General features: G+C 29.8%; 19 protein-coding genes and 1 pseudogene. 2 read left to right on the top strand and 18 right to left on the bottom strand.

Going from position 1 to position 14,265, the window contains the following annotated elements; genetic code table 11:
- Positions 1-224: 224 nt before the first annotated feature.
- The 7 genes and pseudogenes from KA833_RS10935 to KA833_RS10960 form a co-directional block, all read right to left on the bottom strand.
- Entirely contained in the window at positions 225-488 is a 264-nt protein-coding gene (locus tag KA833_RS10935) for a hypothetical protein (RefSeq protein ID WP_245336293.1), read from the bottom strand.
- 551 nt (positions 489-1,039) lie between these two features.
- Positions 1,040-1,468: an Ohr family peroxiredoxin gene (locus tag KA833_RS10940; RefSeq protein ID WP_046207036.1), complete on the bottom strand. Its 429-nt coding sequence runs from the start codon at positions 1,466-1,468 to the stop codon at positions 1,040-1,042.
- Positions 1,469-1,649: 181 nt separating this feature from the next.
- Positions 1,650-1,976, bottom strand: a complete 327-nt coding sequence (locus KA833_RS10945) for a hypothetical protein (RefSeq protein ID WP_210128368.1) — start codon at positions 1,974-1,976, stop codon at positions 1,650-1,652.
- A gap of 18 nt (positions 1,977-1,994) precedes the next feature.
- Positions 1,995-2,141: a hypothetical protein gene (locus tag KA833_RS13915; protein ID WP_245336294.1), complete on the bottom strand. Its 147-nt coding sequence runs from the start codon at positions 2,139-2,141 to the stop codon at positions 1,995-1,997.
- A 49-nt stretch (positions 2,142-2,190) separates the two neighbouring features.
- Positions 2,191-2,481: a hypothetical protein gene (locus tag KA833_RS13920; protein WP_245336295.1), complete on the bottom strand. Its 291-nt coding sequence runs from the start codon at positions 2,479-2,481 to the stop codon at positions 2,191-2,193.
- 186 nt (positions 2,482-2,667) lie between these two features.
- A pseudogene (locus KA833_RS10955) lies at positions 2,668-3,108 on the bottom strand (terminase small subunit); the annotation flags it as partial.
- 679 nt (positions 3,109-3,787) lie between these two features.
- Complete coding sequence (locus KA833_RS10960) at positions 3,788-4,528, bottom strand: YrzE family protein (protein WP_210128367.1); 741 nt, start codon at positions 4,526-4,528, stop codon at positions 3,788-3,790.
- Positions 4,529-5,097: 569 nt separating this feature from the next.
- Between KA833_RS10960 and KA833_RS10965 the strand changes: the two genes are divergently transcribed.
- The gene (locus KA833_RS10965) at positions 5,098-5,691 is read left to right on the top strand and encodes a hypothetical protein (protein ID WP_210128366.1); all 594 of its coding nucleotides are present in this window, start codon (positions 5,098-5,100) and stop codon (positions 5,689-5,691) included.
- Between the two features lie 50 nt (positions 5,692-5,741).
- Here KA833_RS10965 and KA833_RS10970 read toward each other — a convergent pair whose 3' ends face one another.
- On the bottom strand, positions 5,742-6,128 hold the full coding sequence (locus tag KA833_RS10970; RefSeq protein WP_069796061.1) for a YbgA family protein: 387 nt from the start codon (positions 6,126-6,128) through the stop codon (positions 5,742-5,744).
- A 27-nt stretch (positions 6,129-6,155) separates the two neighbouring features.
- Entirely contained in the window at positions 6,156-6,347 is a 192-nt protein-coding gene (locus tag KA833_RS10975) for a hypothetical protein (RefSeq protein ID WP_069796059.1), read from the bottom strand.
- 120 nt (positions 6,348-6,467) lie between these two features.
- Here KA833_RS10975 and KA833_RS10980 point away from each other — a divergent pair, with 120 nt between their 5' ends.
- Positions 6,468-6,647 (top strand): hypothetical protein, encoded by a 180-nt coding sequence (locus tag KA833_RS10980; protein WP_210128365.1) that lies wholly within the window; start codon positions 6,468-6,470, stop codon positions 6,645-6,647.
- 115 nt (positions 6,648-6,762) lie between these two features.
- On the opposite strand, the gene KA833_RS10985 is transcribed toward KA833_RS10980, so the two are convergent.
- From KA833_RS10985 to KA833_RS11025, 9 genes are all read right to left on the bottom strand, one after another.
- Positions 6,763-7,287 (bottom strand): hypothetical protein, encoded by a 525-nt coding sequence (locus KA833_RS10985; RefSeq protein WP_069796055.1) that lies wholly within the window; start codon positions 7,285-7,287, stop codon positions 6,763-6,765.
- A 238-nt stretch (positions 7,288-7,525) separates the two neighbouring features.
- Positions 7,526-7,861: a sigma factor-like helix-turn-helix DNA-binding protein gene (locus KA833_RS10990; RefSeq protein ID WP_210128364.1), complete on the bottom strand. Its 336-nt coding sequence runs from the start codon at positions 7,859-7,861 to the stop codon at positions 7,526-7,528.
- Positions 7,858-8,172: a hypothetical protein gene (locus KA833_RS10995; RefSeq protein ID WP_069796046.1), complete on the bottom strand. Its 315-nt coding sequence runs from the start codon at positions 8,170-8,172 to the stop codon at positions 7,858-7,860. Before KA833_RS10995 ends, KA833_RS10990 begins: the two co-directional genes overlap by 4 nt.
- The gene (locus KA833_RS11000; RefSeq protein ID WP_210128363.1) at positions 8,169-8,705 is read right to left on the bottom strand and encodes a pathogenicity island protein; all 537 of its coding nucleotides are present in this window, start codon (positions 8,703-8,705) and stop codon (positions 8,169-8,171) included. The genes KA833_RS10995 and KA833_RS11000 overlap by 4 nt, the downstream gene beginning before the upstream one ends.
- A gap of 26 nt (positions 8,706-8,731) precedes the next feature.
- On the bottom strand, positions 8,732-9,241 hold the full coding sequence (locus KA833_RS11005; protein WP_210128362.1) for a phage terminase small subunit P27 family: 510 nt from the start codon (positions 9,239-9,241) through the stop codon (positions 8,732-8,734).
- Positions 9,242-10,756: 1,515 nt separating this feature from the next.
- Complete coding sequence (locus tag KA833_RS11010) at positions 10,757-11,212, bottom strand: hypothetical protein (RefSeq protein ID WP_011303606.1); 456 nt, start codon at positions 11,210-11,212, stop codon at positions 10,757-10,759.
- Between the two features lie 12 nt (positions 11,213-11,224).
- A complete protein-coding gene (locus tag KA833_RS11015) occupies positions 11,225-11,863 on the bottom strand; it encodes a hypothetical protein (RefSeq protein ID WP_210128361.1) in 639 nt (212 codons plus the stop codon).
- 313 nt (positions 11,864-12,176) lie between these two features.
- Positions 12,177-12,518 carry a pathogenicity island protein gene (locus KA833_RS11020; protein WP_210128360.1) on the bottom strand — a complete coding sequence of 114 codons (342 nt, stop codon included), beginning with the start codon at positions 12,516-12,518 and terminating at the stop codon, positions 12,177-12,179.
- Positions 12,519-12,791: 273 nt separating this feature from the next.
- Positions 12,792-14,216: a virulence-associated E family protein gene (locus KA833_RS11025; RefSeq protein WP_210128388.1), complete on the bottom strand. Its 1,425-nt coding sequence runs from the start codon at positions 14,214-14,216 to the stop codon at positions 12,792-12,794.
- Positions 14,217-14,265 lie beyond the last annotated feature (49 nt).

A 14,265-nucleotide genomic window follows, 5' to 3' on the forward strand; every position in this document is an offset into this window, starting at 1 on the left:
TTTAAGTCAAAATAAAAAAAGCTGGAAACTATACCTTAGCAATGTTCCCAACTCTTTTTATATGATTAAATATGATTCAATCTTATTTTAAAATGGTATTTTAGGTGTTTATAATTTCCCATAACACTGATCTTCAAATTTTATTAGTCTATTCTGATTGTACTTTTATATAAAAGATACACTCTTCGTTTTATCAATAGTAGGTAAACCTATAATTAAGCGTATTATTCACTTGATTTTGCTTTATGAACTTTCAAAATTATAAATATAATAACAATTGTTATGGTAATGAAATCAAAAGAATGTGTAAATGCTTCTCCAAATTCTTTTCCTTGCCAGAAGTAACGAATGATGAATAAAAGCGTTGAATGAACAAACAACGCAATAAACATGTATATCACTGGTTTATCAAGTAATAGACCAAAAACAAATACAAATAACAGCATCATTATAGTAAGTATCAGCATGACTATGGTTGGCATAGACATATTAAAACTCCAATCATATAGTATTTTAATCTTACTCTTCTAGAAACCTTTACGTTTAATTTGTCGATATGTAAAAATGCCAAAAATTATGACAAAAACGAATTGTACAGTTTTGATTAGAGGTGAGCTAAATTCTAATATTTTAATATGCAGCATTGTTCCAATAATAGGGGCTATAAAATTAAAACTAAATAATATTAGACATATACCAACTAATACTTGTTGTGATTTAGGCATATTTGCCACTCCAAATTATAAAATTATTGTTAAGAATGTTGATGCTTCCACTGAGGGTGACCCATTATTTAATGATGTAACAATATCATCATCACTAAAAATACAGTGCTAAATTCCAAAAAATATTTTCTGATTTATACCAATGTGTTTATGATCAAATTGATAATTTTTTCTTAATAAACGTACATAAACGTTTAGTTGAATTATATTGTTTCATAAAAAATAACCGTACCAATTAAGATACGGTTATATAAATATATGACTGCTTGATAAAATTCCAAAAAAATCTTATCTAGCTTTTTGCATCACTTTACTTAATTAACGCTTACAGTAATTTCAATATCAATCGTGTGTTTTAGTGCCTTCGAGTACGGACAATAATTATGCGCTTTTTCAACGAACATCTCCGCTTCTTCTTGGCTGAGATCTTTAAGTAATACATCTAATTCAGCTGCCAATTTCACACCGCCATCAGATTTATCTGGCAATAAATAAGCAGTCGCACGTACTTCTGGCTCAATTGTACCTTTGCCTGCACCTTTCAAAATATGCATTAGCGCATTGTTAAAACAAGAGCTGTAACCTGCTGCAAATAACTGTTCAGGGTTTGACTCTGTAACGCCGTTGCCACCCATTTCTTTTGGAACAGCTAAGTCTTGATAAAATGTATTATCTTCACTAAAAACTTTTCCATCTCTTCCTCCATTACTTATGACAGTTGTTTCAAATAATGGTTTTGCCATGAAAATCACTCCAATAATTTTTGAAATTCAATAATAATGATTAATTAATCGTTTTACATATCGAATTAAGCTTAATCTAATTGTATTCTATCATTAATTTTTAGATATTTAAAATCATAAGTGTTAAATTGTCATTTGTCTCTACTCATAAAAAAATAGGACAAGTACATAAGTAAATGTCCTATTGGGCTAAAATACTTTCAATCAATTCAACATATAAATCACTATTTTTATAGCCTTTTAATACTTCTTCTACTTGTCGAAGTGGTATTTCAGGCATTTCTCTTATTTCACTAAGTTTCTCTTGAAATTGCTTTTTTGTTACTACTTCATTATTTACTGCTAAATTATATAAATATAAATTCAATTTATTAATTTCATTTGCAGAGTAATAATAGCGTAACAACACTAAATCCTTAGTAATTAGGTCTGGAGCCAAATGCTCTTGTAGCACATCTATAGAATTCTTTATTAGTAATAGCTTCGATTCTAATTCTTCATTATTCATGAAATCACTTCCATATCTTTATATTAAAGTCTGTCCTACTGTTGATACCCAATAACCTATACTACGAGCAGTTGAATCCTTAATACCTGTTCCCATTAATGCTTGAGCGACTTGACCTTCAACATTTCCCCAAGTTGCTTCTTCTTGTTTCAAGATATTATTCAAAGTAGGCTCAACATGTTTGTCCCATCTTTTCTCTAATGACTTCCCAGCTCTAGGGCTTAACTCCTTCACACCAGAAAAAAACAGTTTTTTTATTGCTTATCATTGCCTTAATACCCTTTTTAACTGCAAATGAGCCACCAATTCTTTCCGAAGTTCCTTCTTTAAGGTTTTTAGGTAGATTTTCAGTTGTCTTTTGGTTTACATATTCAGGGTTTTTAAATAGTTCGTCTAACGCTTTATTTTCTTTTTGTGTTTCTGTATTTTGATTATAATAATTCGTTTGGGATACTTCCTCCGCATTTGCTAATGGTGAAACCGAAGTTAATAAAACTGCACTCATAATAAAAGTTCCAAAGATATTTTTGATTTTAAAATAAAAATCTCCTTTATTATAATTTCCTCCCAAATCACTTTACAAACAACATTACCAATAACAGATTTACACAATTAATACTCAATTCAATTAAGGTAGTGTAAAGATTAAATAAAACTACCCACCAGAACTTATACTGGTGAATGGCTTATCCTAATCCTCCAAAGGAACATCATCAATAATTTTAGTTCTATTAGGGTATCTCTTATCCATTTCCTCTTCTGTTTCATCATCCCACTCACCTACATTAATGATTACCGGTGTATCTCCAGTGAGTTCATACTTATCTGTAAATAGTGTGTGGTATTTGCCAAACAGATCACGCGCTTTTAAACGATCACTTATCTTAATAGGTACTTCCACCATCTCAACACTTTCATTGTATATGATATTTTATTTGCCTGTGTCTGGATTCTTAACATATTCACCACGTTTGGTGACTACTTCTTTTAGTTTAGTTTCTTCCCCTACTGCTGCATTAGATAATAAATGTAGAATCTCATTCACAGAAAGCACATCATTATCAATAATCTTATTTTTATCTTCATAGTTATAGTTGTACTATTTTTCATTCTTAAATAGGTTATAACCTTGTATATGAGCATTTTGCTACCTGAATCATTCCTTTGATGATAATTGTCTTACATATACTGTTTTTAGATAAGTATACACAAATTATTCTTCTCTTTACTTCCTCCTTTAACCACAAAAACACCCCTTAAGCCAAAGACTTAAGGGGGTTCATCATTCTATATATTATTCCCACTCGATGAAGCAGTGATTTTTTATAGTTTTGTAACACTTGTGAACAGTTGATAAATCAGTGTTTTACTATTTTGTTTAATCTCATTAATTTACAACATTTTAAAATTTACGTATTCAATTACGTATTCATTCCCGTATGCGTGAGATTTATATTCTCTAAATAAATGTAGTTGAAATTACAAAAATAAATTATCAACTACAATGATTTCACACAAATAATATTTTATCTTTTTATGATGTTATTTCTCATAAAATCCTAAAATATATTCATTTAAATCATTTTCATTTTTGAAAATCATTTTTTTATAGTAAAGTTTAACTTCAGCTAAGATCTCTGTCAATTCATTCTGTGCATAATTTACTATTCGGTTTATTTCATCAAATTTTTCTATTTCAAGTTTTATTGTTTCTTCCTTATATTTACCTTCTTTTTCATAGACGTAATTTTCATCTTCTCCTATTTGAAAAGAAACATAATCAGGGTCATAATTTTCATTTATATATCTTGTTAAATTTTCTTCATTTTTATTGTATCTAATATAGTAACTTCATTTTGTATGATTTCAATTCTACATTCAACAAAATTAACTGAATTATCTCTATTTGGTTTAAGAAAAACTTTGTTAAAATTATCATATCCCTTAAGTATCAAATGGTTTTTGTCAACATCTTGTTTAAATTCTTTACTTATTTCTTTATAAATGATTTCTCTATATTTTTTCACCATTTTATTCTCGATATTTTTTACATAATCCTTTAAATAATGAAGTTTAATTCTATACAATTCAAAAGGATAAAACACACTATGAGATAATTCACCATCATATTTGTTCCTACATTCCACTACTTTGTTATGTAATTCATAAACAGAAATTTTATAATTTTGAAATTCTAAAGCATTTGATAATTCTCGTTTATTATGTATTTTCTTGATTAAAACTTTATCTATGTTCTCATCAAAATCTTTTAAAAAATTTCTATTATTAATAGAATACATTTTTAAATCTTCCATTATCATTTGATTTCTAGATATTTTACTTGCTTTTTCCCCTGATATTTTAGCGCCTAAATAAGCACCACCAAATGTGGCAAATATTCCAATAAAACTAATCGCTATTGTATAACCTTCCAACTTATTTTCAGGATCTATATTACTTAATATGTAGCCAATCGTAAAAATAAAAGCGAATATCATTAAACCAATTACACCAATAATAGTTATAACAGTTTTACCATCCAATCTATCCAAATGTTACTCACCTCTTAATTATTGTTTTTTTATAATTATCTTCTAAACAATACACTAATACAAGATGAATTTAAAATTAATACCACTGGATGATTTTCATTTATGTACAATTAGACTTTTTCGTCCTTTTGCTATCGTCTTTTTTTGGATAAAAGTATGTGGTCATTTTTGACCGTCTACATTGGTTGCTCTTTTTTAAGCTACCAAACCACATACTCATTTTTGAGTAATAGCACATAAACTTTTTTGTGTGTGTACTTTTAATAAGACATTTTTGTCCGACCAATTTTACTGATTTTTAAGTAACATCACACCTCTATCTTAAAAGATTACACCAAAATTACCAAATCCATTTAATTATCGACTCTGACATTCACTCTGTGCTGCATCGAGAAATGAATTAACGTATAGTTGTTCGTTTGACGTTCTATAATTATGTCCATATTATCATTAAATATAAACAAATTCTTAAATTTTTATATTAACCATAACTTTTTGTTATCACCTTTATTTTTTATGTATAGTACAATTAAGTTAATAATTTATTTTTTTAAAAGGGGATAAGTAGAATGAAAAAGGTTTTATTTTTATTATTAGCAAGTTTTTTAGTATTAGCTGCATGTGGTGACAAAGAAGAAGGTAAGTCGGAAGATAAGAAAGAAACCAAGTCATCATCAAAAGATGATAAGAAGAAAGATGAAAATAAGAAATCAGATGATAATAAAATGGTATCTAAGGATAAGAAAACTGATAAAGAAGATAACTCTGATAACGATAATCAAACTACTAGCAATGACAGCCAATCACAAAATAGTGATGACCAGCAAACTAACGTAGATAACCAAAACCAAACTACTAGCAATACACAACAAGCTAATTCAGATCAACAGGACCAACAAAATCAACAAATGAATACTGACCAACAACAAGACAATGCTAACACGCAACAAACACAACAAGAAAATCAACAGGCTAACGGATATGACCCTAATAATCCATATATGAACATGCCTGACCAAGAATGGCGTAAAAACACTGGTGATGGTCTTTCATCTGGCGAAAAGCAAACTATGTATGCAATTGAAAATAATCAATATGAAGTTGAAGACGCAGAGCAAAAACTAGCAGCTTTAAAATATTATCAAAATAAATATAGTCAATAATATTTAAGATCACACTACTATGTATATATATTTTTATTAAATAAACCCACCTATTCATTTAGGTGGGCTTTATTTATAATAGTAGATTGTTTTAAATAAGTGACTTCATATAAGTCGGCTAATTTCTTGATAAAATCAATTAATACTTTTTCTGTTATAATATGATTTTCAAAATCTGTCTTTAGTTTTTTAAATAACTGCTTTTCTTGTTCAGTACTTATTTTTTTAAAATATCCCCACATATGGCAATAAGCATTTATTATTGATCCTTTAGAAGGTTGCTTATTTAGAGCATATTGAATTTTTTGTTGAATTATTTCAATTTCAACATCATTATTCATCAAAAATCTAATATCATTATAAGCGTTTTGATCATGCCATAAAACTTCGTATTTATATCTACTCCACAGTTTTTCTTTTTGAAGTCGTTTATTGATTTTAAATACCTACTTTCAATATTTAATTTAATAAAAAGGAATTCTTTTACTGGCTTCAATAATATCTTTAGTAAAGAAAAATTGTTTACCTTGTCCAGTATATGCTGGATTAAGTATCAAATTTGCTTTAGCATTATATAACCATTCGGGATTTATTCCTGAATTCAAAATATCTTGAAATTCTTGAAAATTTTTACTCCAATCTAAATTGGGTTCCATAATTATCACCTCATGGATATGATAGAACACTTGTTCGTATAAATCAACTTAATATCTATTTTTCTTATAATCAATTATAATTAATCGTTAGATAAATTCAGACAATCAAGGAGAATACATATGGATTACAAAAAAGAAATTGAAAAAATAGGTTGGAATACAAAAGAAGTAGCTAATCGAGTCGAAAGTTTAATAGAAGAAAAAGTAATAGATACAAAAGAAGAAGTAACCGAGGATCTATCAGTGGTTATTGAAAAAGAAAATAATAACCCAATACTTAATGAGTTTTTAAATAAATAAAAAACAGCCTATCTAATCAGATAGGCTAATTTATTACACTTTGTTAAGCGTTCCACGTCGCTTAGTAATTAAATACCCCAATTTTCTTATTGGAAACAAATTATAGGTAAAAAAGTTATATAAATTGTAGCTCATATACCTCTTTATATTCATAAGTATTAAAATTATCAATATGACCTTTTAATACTACTTCTTGCATCTTTCTACTCACATTGTGATAATATGTAAGCCTAATATTCATATCTGATTCGTACCCATTATTTTGAATAGTATCGTCCAATTCATCGAATACAGTTTTATTAATAGGTAGCATATAACTCTCCTTGCTAGGTAACATATTTATATATTTCTTTTGAATTACCTTATCTTTACCTAACATAACTTCAACAGTTATGTTTTTAGCAGCTCCTCCACCAAGGTTATATAACTTTAAATAATCTTCGTTTCCTTCAGAATTTGAAGTAGTATTTCTTAAATTCAAATTTTTATTTTCATCTTTTTCCAAAAGGGTTTGATTAAACCCTAGTGCTGGTATAAAACTAATTTTCATTTGATAAAGTTGAACTGATACCGATACAAAATAAAATAATGCCATAATAAAAGTTCCTAGTGATCCAATTGCTGAAATAATATTTATCATATTAAATCTCCTTTTTTAATTTTTAGGAGACAGTAGTAGGAGTTTAATCATAACATTTAATTTGATATTTTTGTAGATTTTTTAACATTTCGTACTACCAACGTATAAAATCATCAAATAACCACCCAGTGACATGTGTGGGTGGTGGATATAAAAAAATTTGAGAAAGGCCTTATACATGTAAATAAATTATAACATAAAAAAATAGGGCAAGCACCTAAGTGCCTACCCTTATTTATCATCCCAACTTATCTAATACATTATCCAATATTTGCCTAACTCTTTCTGCAGATACTTCAAATATACGTCCCACTTCTTGATAAGTCTTGCCTTCTGCTAAAAGCCAAAATATGCAAAACTCCTTATCTGTGGCCACTTGTTCCACTAACATTTCTAGCTCATTATAAAATATGCTATCTTCAATATGATTATCGTCTATAGGGACTGTTTCCACTTGATTATTCACACTAAAGAAGTCATCCAACGTTGTATCTTCATCACACTCATTATGATTATTCGTCGTCTTGTAGTAATTCAGTATAAACGCCTTAACTGTCTTTTTATCATACTTCATACATAATCTACTGCCTTTGCCACACGCTTTAATATAACTTCTTTCGCATGTCTTAACGTCAATTCACTTATACCTATCACATCAGCTATAACGTTGTCTGTATAGTTTTTATCGTCCCACCATGACAATTTAATAATCTGTTGCACTTTTACTTGGCTATTGTTGTATACCTCTGTAATACCCTTCACAATCGATTCTAGGTTCATATATTGAAGTTCGTCCATATTGTGAGATTCATTCTTATAAGTGTCTACCATTATGTGATAATTGCGCATGTAACGTTCTAATATAGGATAGTCTACATCAGTCATATTACTAACTCCTCATGTTCTTGATTTAATGATGCTTTCGTTTCAGTTAAAAAGTTTCGATATATAACTTCACTTTCTTTCTGACGCTGTTTATTGCGTTCTACACGCTTATGATGATGAATTTTATACAAATCTTCTTGTAGCTTATCAATCGTCTTGTGTGGCCTCTCACTGCCATTTGATTGGAAATATCTCATGACTTCTTTTTGTTCTCTAGGTGTGTATCTACGAATGATTTTCTTTAACAAATTCAATTTCTTAGTGCTATTCGTTTTAAACCGTTCTAATTCATCCTTTTGTTCTATAATCCACAATACTAACTTCTCTAATGGATAAGACACAGTTGTCACTCCCTCTACTTCATCACAACACATGTGACTTACATTCAAATCATACATAACATTAATCTGTTCTTGTATCGTACGAATTTTACTGTTAATCATCATTGGTGAGTACTGTGTTAAAAGCTCATATTCAGTAATCTTAGGCTCTTCATAATACCAAAGCACATTTTTACCTCTCTTTAAAATCATTGCAGTCCTCCCTAGAACGTTATTATTTAATCGTTATTATCCATACCAAATTCTTCATACACTGATTGTGGTTTCTTGCCATCCTCAAAAAATTCACTGAATGGATCATATTGTTGCTTAGGTTTCGGTTCCATAATTTTTAGTCTTGACTCAACTGTAAGGCCTAATTTAGGCGCAATACTATTTAACTGTGATAATGCATCACGTTTGATTGTATGATTAGGATTAAGTTTTGACCCTCTTTCAGTCACAACCACTGAATCTTCATTTTCTAGTCGTTTATTAGCGTTAATGTAATCAGAATAGGCTTGACAATACGTTGATACCAACGCCAAATCTAAGCTTGCTACAGGCAACTCATTAAGTAGTGGATAAATTCTATACCACTCCTTTGTAGCTTCTGAATCTAGCCAACCAGGGGCTTCTGGTGCTAGTTTAGTCAGATTATTCATCGCTTCTTCAGTAGCTTTTCTTTGCTCCTGTACATCTTTTGTACGGTATGCTTTTTGTTGTGATAATAGTTTTCTTTGTGACATTCATATCATCTCCTATTAGTATTATGTATTGAAATAATCGTTCATATTAAGTTCTGACAAACGCCTTATAGTGCATTGAAACGCTTAATAGTCGGATATTAGGCCATAAACAGCTTAAATTAGGCTATTTTATCTATTGATATTGTGAATTTTTACACAATTTTAGCTTTTCATTTCAAGATTCGGTTACGGATAAGGCGGGCTCGTTTAATTCGTTTTCAAAAAGGCTGGGCGCAAATTCAACGCCTCCCTTTAAATTTAGAAATTATTTTTTTCAAATTTCATTTTATTTTTTTATAATCTCCAGTATTATTTTCACTGCCCGATTAAATTATCTATCCCATTAAAATTATTCATACCATCTTATTCACTCTTACTTTATTCAAGTATATTTATCGCTAAAAACTTCACTTTTAATCTATCTATTTAAACAGCTTTCACGCACTATATAACAGCTTGTAACACTTAATATATAATCATCTATACATGCGCTGTATCACTCTCTAAATGGCTACAAACACCATTGTATATAAGCAAACCATTCACGCTTAGTCATAACGATTAGTAACTCGTTTGTGCTTCTCATATTGTTGTAACTTATCATCTAATCTAATAATAATAATTAATATTTATTTTTATTATTTGAAATCAGAATCTTAATTTAGTTTTCGATTTACTTTTTAAATTTATTCTCACAAACTTTTTTGTAATTCAAATCTCAATTTACTTTTGTCTTTAATATTTACTTTTTGATTTGATGAATGAACTTCACAATTGAACTTCACAATTGAATTGAAATAACAATAGAAATCATTTATCTTCTGAACACAATCAACAATGAAACTAAACAGAAGATCATTAACAAACAATTAATGTTAGTTAAATAAGAACAAATGATTTAAGTTAATTGATTGAATCAATTTATATTACATTTTATTTCTTCTCTTTTATTATCAATGAACAATCACAACAAACAAATGAAACTCTTTACACAATGAGTTTGATCACTTAATGTAATGACCTTATAAACTCTGTGTTCAATAGCCTGACCTTTAACGTAGGTAGCTTAATCACTGCGTACTTTATTGTGCAGTCCTCTAAACTATCCACCTTAATAAGCAGTGTGCTTTAATACACAGTGTCTTTAATGCTTGGGCACTTTATAACAGATGGCGCTTTATTATCTACGCTCATTGTTTGCCTGCACCTTTAATACTTGGGTCTTATAACTGCATGTGCTTTTATATACTATGTTGAAGTATCTGCTACACATTGAATGCGTACCACATATATCATTGTGATTACTTTCACATATATACTTTAAGAAAAGACCACCACCAATTAATAGTGATGGCCTAAACCAACGTACAGAAGAACTAGGAACAAATGAAAATAACAAGAGTTAAATGCCCAATGGCTAATTTAGACTTTAATACTGAGCGCTCAACATTAAAGATTTAGTATATCTTTAATATCTATATTATACCATGAACGCCGTCATAATGCCACTTTACATTACCTAGTATTAATAGAAATTGCTTTTATTTTACCAATCTTTTCAATAAGCTTATTCATCGATGTAACTTCATCTGTATAGATTTGTACACTCTTAACTTTGTTCTGCTGCACTAACTTTATAAATTCTTGCATAATTGGTTTGTCATCCACTTCTATAGACAGTCCATACAGTCCTTTATTGACTACGACAGTTAAATTGCCACGATGTATCGATGCTAGGATATTACTATCTTTATTGTTGTCTAACATCACACATAGCTTGTCATTGTCTTTTAATGCTTGAAATACATTGTTATCTAACTCATATGGTTTAAATGTCTGATAGTTAGGATCTACTGTTTTGGTCGTTCCCATTTCTACAGGTTTATCAGTTGTAAGTGCTTGTACTGTAATTCGATTCTTTTGCTTATTATATTTAACGTTATTATCTGATTGTTTGATTGTTGTTAGCATATACTCACATCCTTACCATTGTTTCTTGCCATAATGATATTTTTGGAACTCATCACGAGAAACGGCATCTAATGCTTTCTCCAGTTGCCATGCATATCCTCTAGGAGTCGTTTGTTCATTGTATTTATCACCATCACCTAAATTAATTTCGTGGGCTAACATTTGGCCTTTATACTGGTTGTGAATGTTACCAGGATTGTTCTTCTCTTGCTTAACATAACGTTCACGAGATATACGACGACCAGCCTCATTTTTATTCTCAATCATTTTACGATACACTTTTACAACATCTTGCAGTTTATCCTGCATCTCTTTCGCTAGTTTTTGATGTTCATCCTTAAATCCTGTCATTTCTTCGTTATATGCCTTATAGAACTCTTTGAATTCTTCATCGGTTACTTTGTAATCATCTGTATTCAATTGTCTATCTACCTCAATTAATTCTTGTTCCAAATCAGCTTGTAGACCTTTTAATTTAGTTGCTTCTGCAAATTCATCATTATTTTGATAATGTGTAATTTTACTATTAAGCTGTTTAATACGATTTGTTAGCTGATGGTACTTCTGTTTAACCTCTTTTGCCTTAACACCCTTATCATAGATTTGATTATCAAAGATATTGATTGTATTGTCTTGTACTGTTTTTACCATAATTAAATGCCTTCTTTCGTTTTTGATTTATTATGCGTTTTACTTCGATAAAATCTTTCTTTTTCCTAGTATGTTTTCTTACCAATGAACTAATATATCTATCCGATACCTTATTCACATTCGCAGGAAGTGTCATCATAATTTTATAAGCAATATTTTGGTGATTCAGCTCATCACCTCTTATATGAATTTATACTCATTTTGTGTATTTTGAATATACTTATATTATACCATAAAAAACGCCTTAAACACATGGTATGACTGGCTTAAAAGCGTTTTTTGCGATGTTTTTTATAGCATTTTTTTACATATTTTATAAAGTGGAAAAAGCTACTGGTAGCCAATGTGGTTTTTTAGTGCCTGCTCTTTTAGGAATTGGTAAATTTATGCTTTTACCATCAATTAGATAATATAAAGGCTGACATGCATCCATATATATTTTTTCTTCAGCCATTAATTCCGTAACAACCTCAATAGCTTCTTTATTCCAATTGATCCATAATATAAGCGTTTCATTATTTGTACAAGTTAAAGTTAGATCGCCTTCATAATTGAAACCATGTTCTTCAAAGACCCTTTCAATTTCTACAAATGATGTTTCTTCATGGCCATCTATATATTCCAATAATTTTTGTTTAATATTATCTTTTGTCATTTTTTGACCTCCTAGTGTTTGGTGTTCCATTTTACTTACCATGTCACACTTTATGGAACGCTGATAAACCTACTCTCCCATGCTTTTAACATTAAGTGTTCCAATGTTCCACTGTTTTTGCCTCATACTTATAGAAAACTTTAAATACTTTTTTTAAAGTTTAGCTTATAATTATTGGAACACCGGAACACTTATAGCATGGCATTTACTCTCTCAATGGATTAGAGGTGTTCCATTAGTGTTCCATTGATGTTCCAATGTTCCAATTCTTTATTAATTTTTATTATTTAATTCTTTAAGCTCTTTATAATATGGTGACATATCCACTTCAAAACCCCATTGCAATCCAACACCATCACCAAATCTTTTACGTTTTTTTGATTGCCCACAATAACGTGAGTTTCTTAAGGCTTCATCTATCTTTCTTAAATGATGTGGTTGTGGTTGATCGTCACGCTGCATCATGACACGCCATACCTCTAAAGCGCATATCTTATCTCGCCATTCGTGTGCACCGGGCTTAAAGTTCGGTAACTCGATAACTGAACCATCGCCGTATAATTTAAATTGGTCTATATCGATATTCTTAATATCTTTTAAATTCCAACGTCTTTGTTCTAATGGAAGATACCAATAATCTGACTGTAACGGACGTTCGAGAAAATCTTCAATCTCACCAACCAAAGCATCTTTTTCAGAATGTTCATTTTGCATTTCTAATGCTGTTTCATCTGCTTCTTTATCAAGTAATAATGCTTTATCAATCGGATTTTCTTCAAAATAAACTTTTGCTTCAGCGTACATTTGCTGTACAACATCTTGAGTTAATTCTTCAAATGGACTTTTTGTTGCTTTTTCTTTATCTGTAGTAACTGGTAAAAAACGGCGATTCCCTGTTTTATCTTTTAAAAATTCATAGTTATTAGTCGTACCAATGAACACACTTTGTCTAGGGTAACGTTGTGCACGTTTACCAAATGATGCTCTATAAATGTCTATTACGGCACTAACAAAACTTTTAATATCTTCGATTGTTGAACTTTGAAAGGCTGATAATTCTTCAATTTCACATATCCATGAACCTTGCAGCTTTTTATAGGCTTCATCACCTTTAAATGTTTTAATTGATTGGTTATACCAATTGCCACCCATCTTACTTGCTACAGTTGATTTGCCTCCACCTTGTTTACCATACAGGATAACCATTGTGTCGAATTTAATTCCGGGTTGGTATATTCTTGCTACGGCACCCATCACCCATTTTTTAGCAACTTCTCTATTATAGTGAGTATCTTCAGCACCTAGATAATCTATAAATAGATTTTTAATGCGCTCTTTACCGTCCCATGGTTTAGATTCAATCATCGATTTAATAGGGTTAACCTTTTGTTTGTAAGCCTCTTTTTCTATTACACTATCCATCGTGTCACGGCTAAACTGAATATTAAATGATTTATCAATATGTGCTATAACATGGGTTGTATCAATATCCGACCAATAATAATTATTGTCTGTTTTAGAACGCCAATAAGGTAATCTTTTTAGTTTTGTGACTTGCTCGAATGTGTCATACTCAACTAAATCTTTTAAATCTTTATCATTTGTTAAAATGATTTCACCATTTGTAGTGCTTTTTTTATAAGCCCCTGTAGACGGGGATATTCTTAAATGGCTTTTCCAATCTGATTGTTCTTCCATTTCTATACGTTGATCTATCAATTCAAACACATCATCTTTATTTACATCT

It is taken from the genome of Staphylococcus sp. GDY8P67P (genome assembly GCF_017892545.1).
In the GTDB taxonomy this organism is placed as follows: Bacteria; Bacillota; Bacilli; order Staphylococcales; family Staphylococcaceae; genus Staphylococcus; species Staphylococcus ureilyticus.

Bases quoted from the DNA above. Each gene is read 5' to 3' on its own strand.
- KA833_RS10935 (WP_245336293.1), bottom strand. From the start codon at position 488: ATGTCTATGCCAACCATAGTCATGCTGATACTTACTATAATGATGCTG.
- KA833_RS10940 (WP_046207036.1), bottom strand. From the start codon at position 1,468: ATGGCAAAACCATTATTTGAAACAACTGTCATAAGTAATGGAGGAAGA.
- KA833_RS10945 (WP_210128368.1), bottom strand. From the start codon at position 1,976: ATGAATAATGAAGAATTAGAATCGAAGCTATTACTAATAAAGAATTCT.
- KA833_RS13920 (WP_245336295.1), bottom strand. From the start codon at position 2,481: ATGAGTGCAGTTTTATTAACTTCGGTTTCACCATTAGCAAATGCGGAG.
- KA833_RS10965 (WP_210128366.1), top strand. From the start codon at position 5,098: ATGAAAAAGGTTTTATTTTTATTATTAGCAAGTTTTTTAGTATTAGCT.
- KA833_RS10975 (WP_069796059.1), bottom strand. From the start codon at position 6,347: ATGGAACCCAATTTAGATTGGAGTAAAAATTTTCAAGAATTTCAAGAT.
- KA833_RS10980 (WP_210128365.1), top strand. From the start codon at position 6,468: ATGGATTACAAAAAAGAAATTGAAAAAATAGGTTGGAATACAAAAGAA.
- KA833_RS10985 (WP_069796055.1), bottom strand. From the start codon at position 7,287: ATGATAAATATTATTTCAGCAATTGGATCACTAGGAACTTTTATTATG.
- KA833_RS10990 (WP_210128364.1), bottom strand. From the start codon at position 7,861: ATGAAGTATGATAAAAAGACAGTTAAGGCGTTTATACTGAATTACTAC.
- KA833_RS10995 (WP_069796046.1), bottom strand. From the start codon at position 8,172: ATGACTGATGTAGACTATCCTATATTAGAACGTTACATGCGCAATTAT.
- KA833_RS11000 (WP_210128363.1), bottom strand. From the start codon at position 8,705: ATGATTTTAAAGAGAGGTAAAAATGTGCTTTGGTATTATGAAGAGCCT.
- KA833_RS11005 (WP_210128362.1), bottom strand. From the start codon at position 9,241: ATGTCACAAAGAAAACTATTATCACAACAAAAAGCATACCGTACAAAA.
- KA833_RS11010 (WP_011303606.1), bottom strand. From the start codon at position 11,212: ATGCTAACAACAATCAAACAATCAGATAATAACGTTAAATATAATAAG.
- KA833_RS11015 (WP_210128361.1), bottom strand. From the start codon at position 11,863: ATGGTAAAAACAGTACAAGACAATACAATCAATATCTTTGATAATCAA.
- KA833_RS11020 (WP_210128360.1), bottom strand. From the start codon at position 12,518: ATGACAAAAGATAATATTAAACAAAAATTATTGGAATATATAGATGGC.
- KA833_RS11025 (WP_210128388.1), bottom strand. From the start codon at position 14,216: ATGGAAGAACAATCAGATTGGAAAAGCCATTTAAGAATATCCCCGTCT.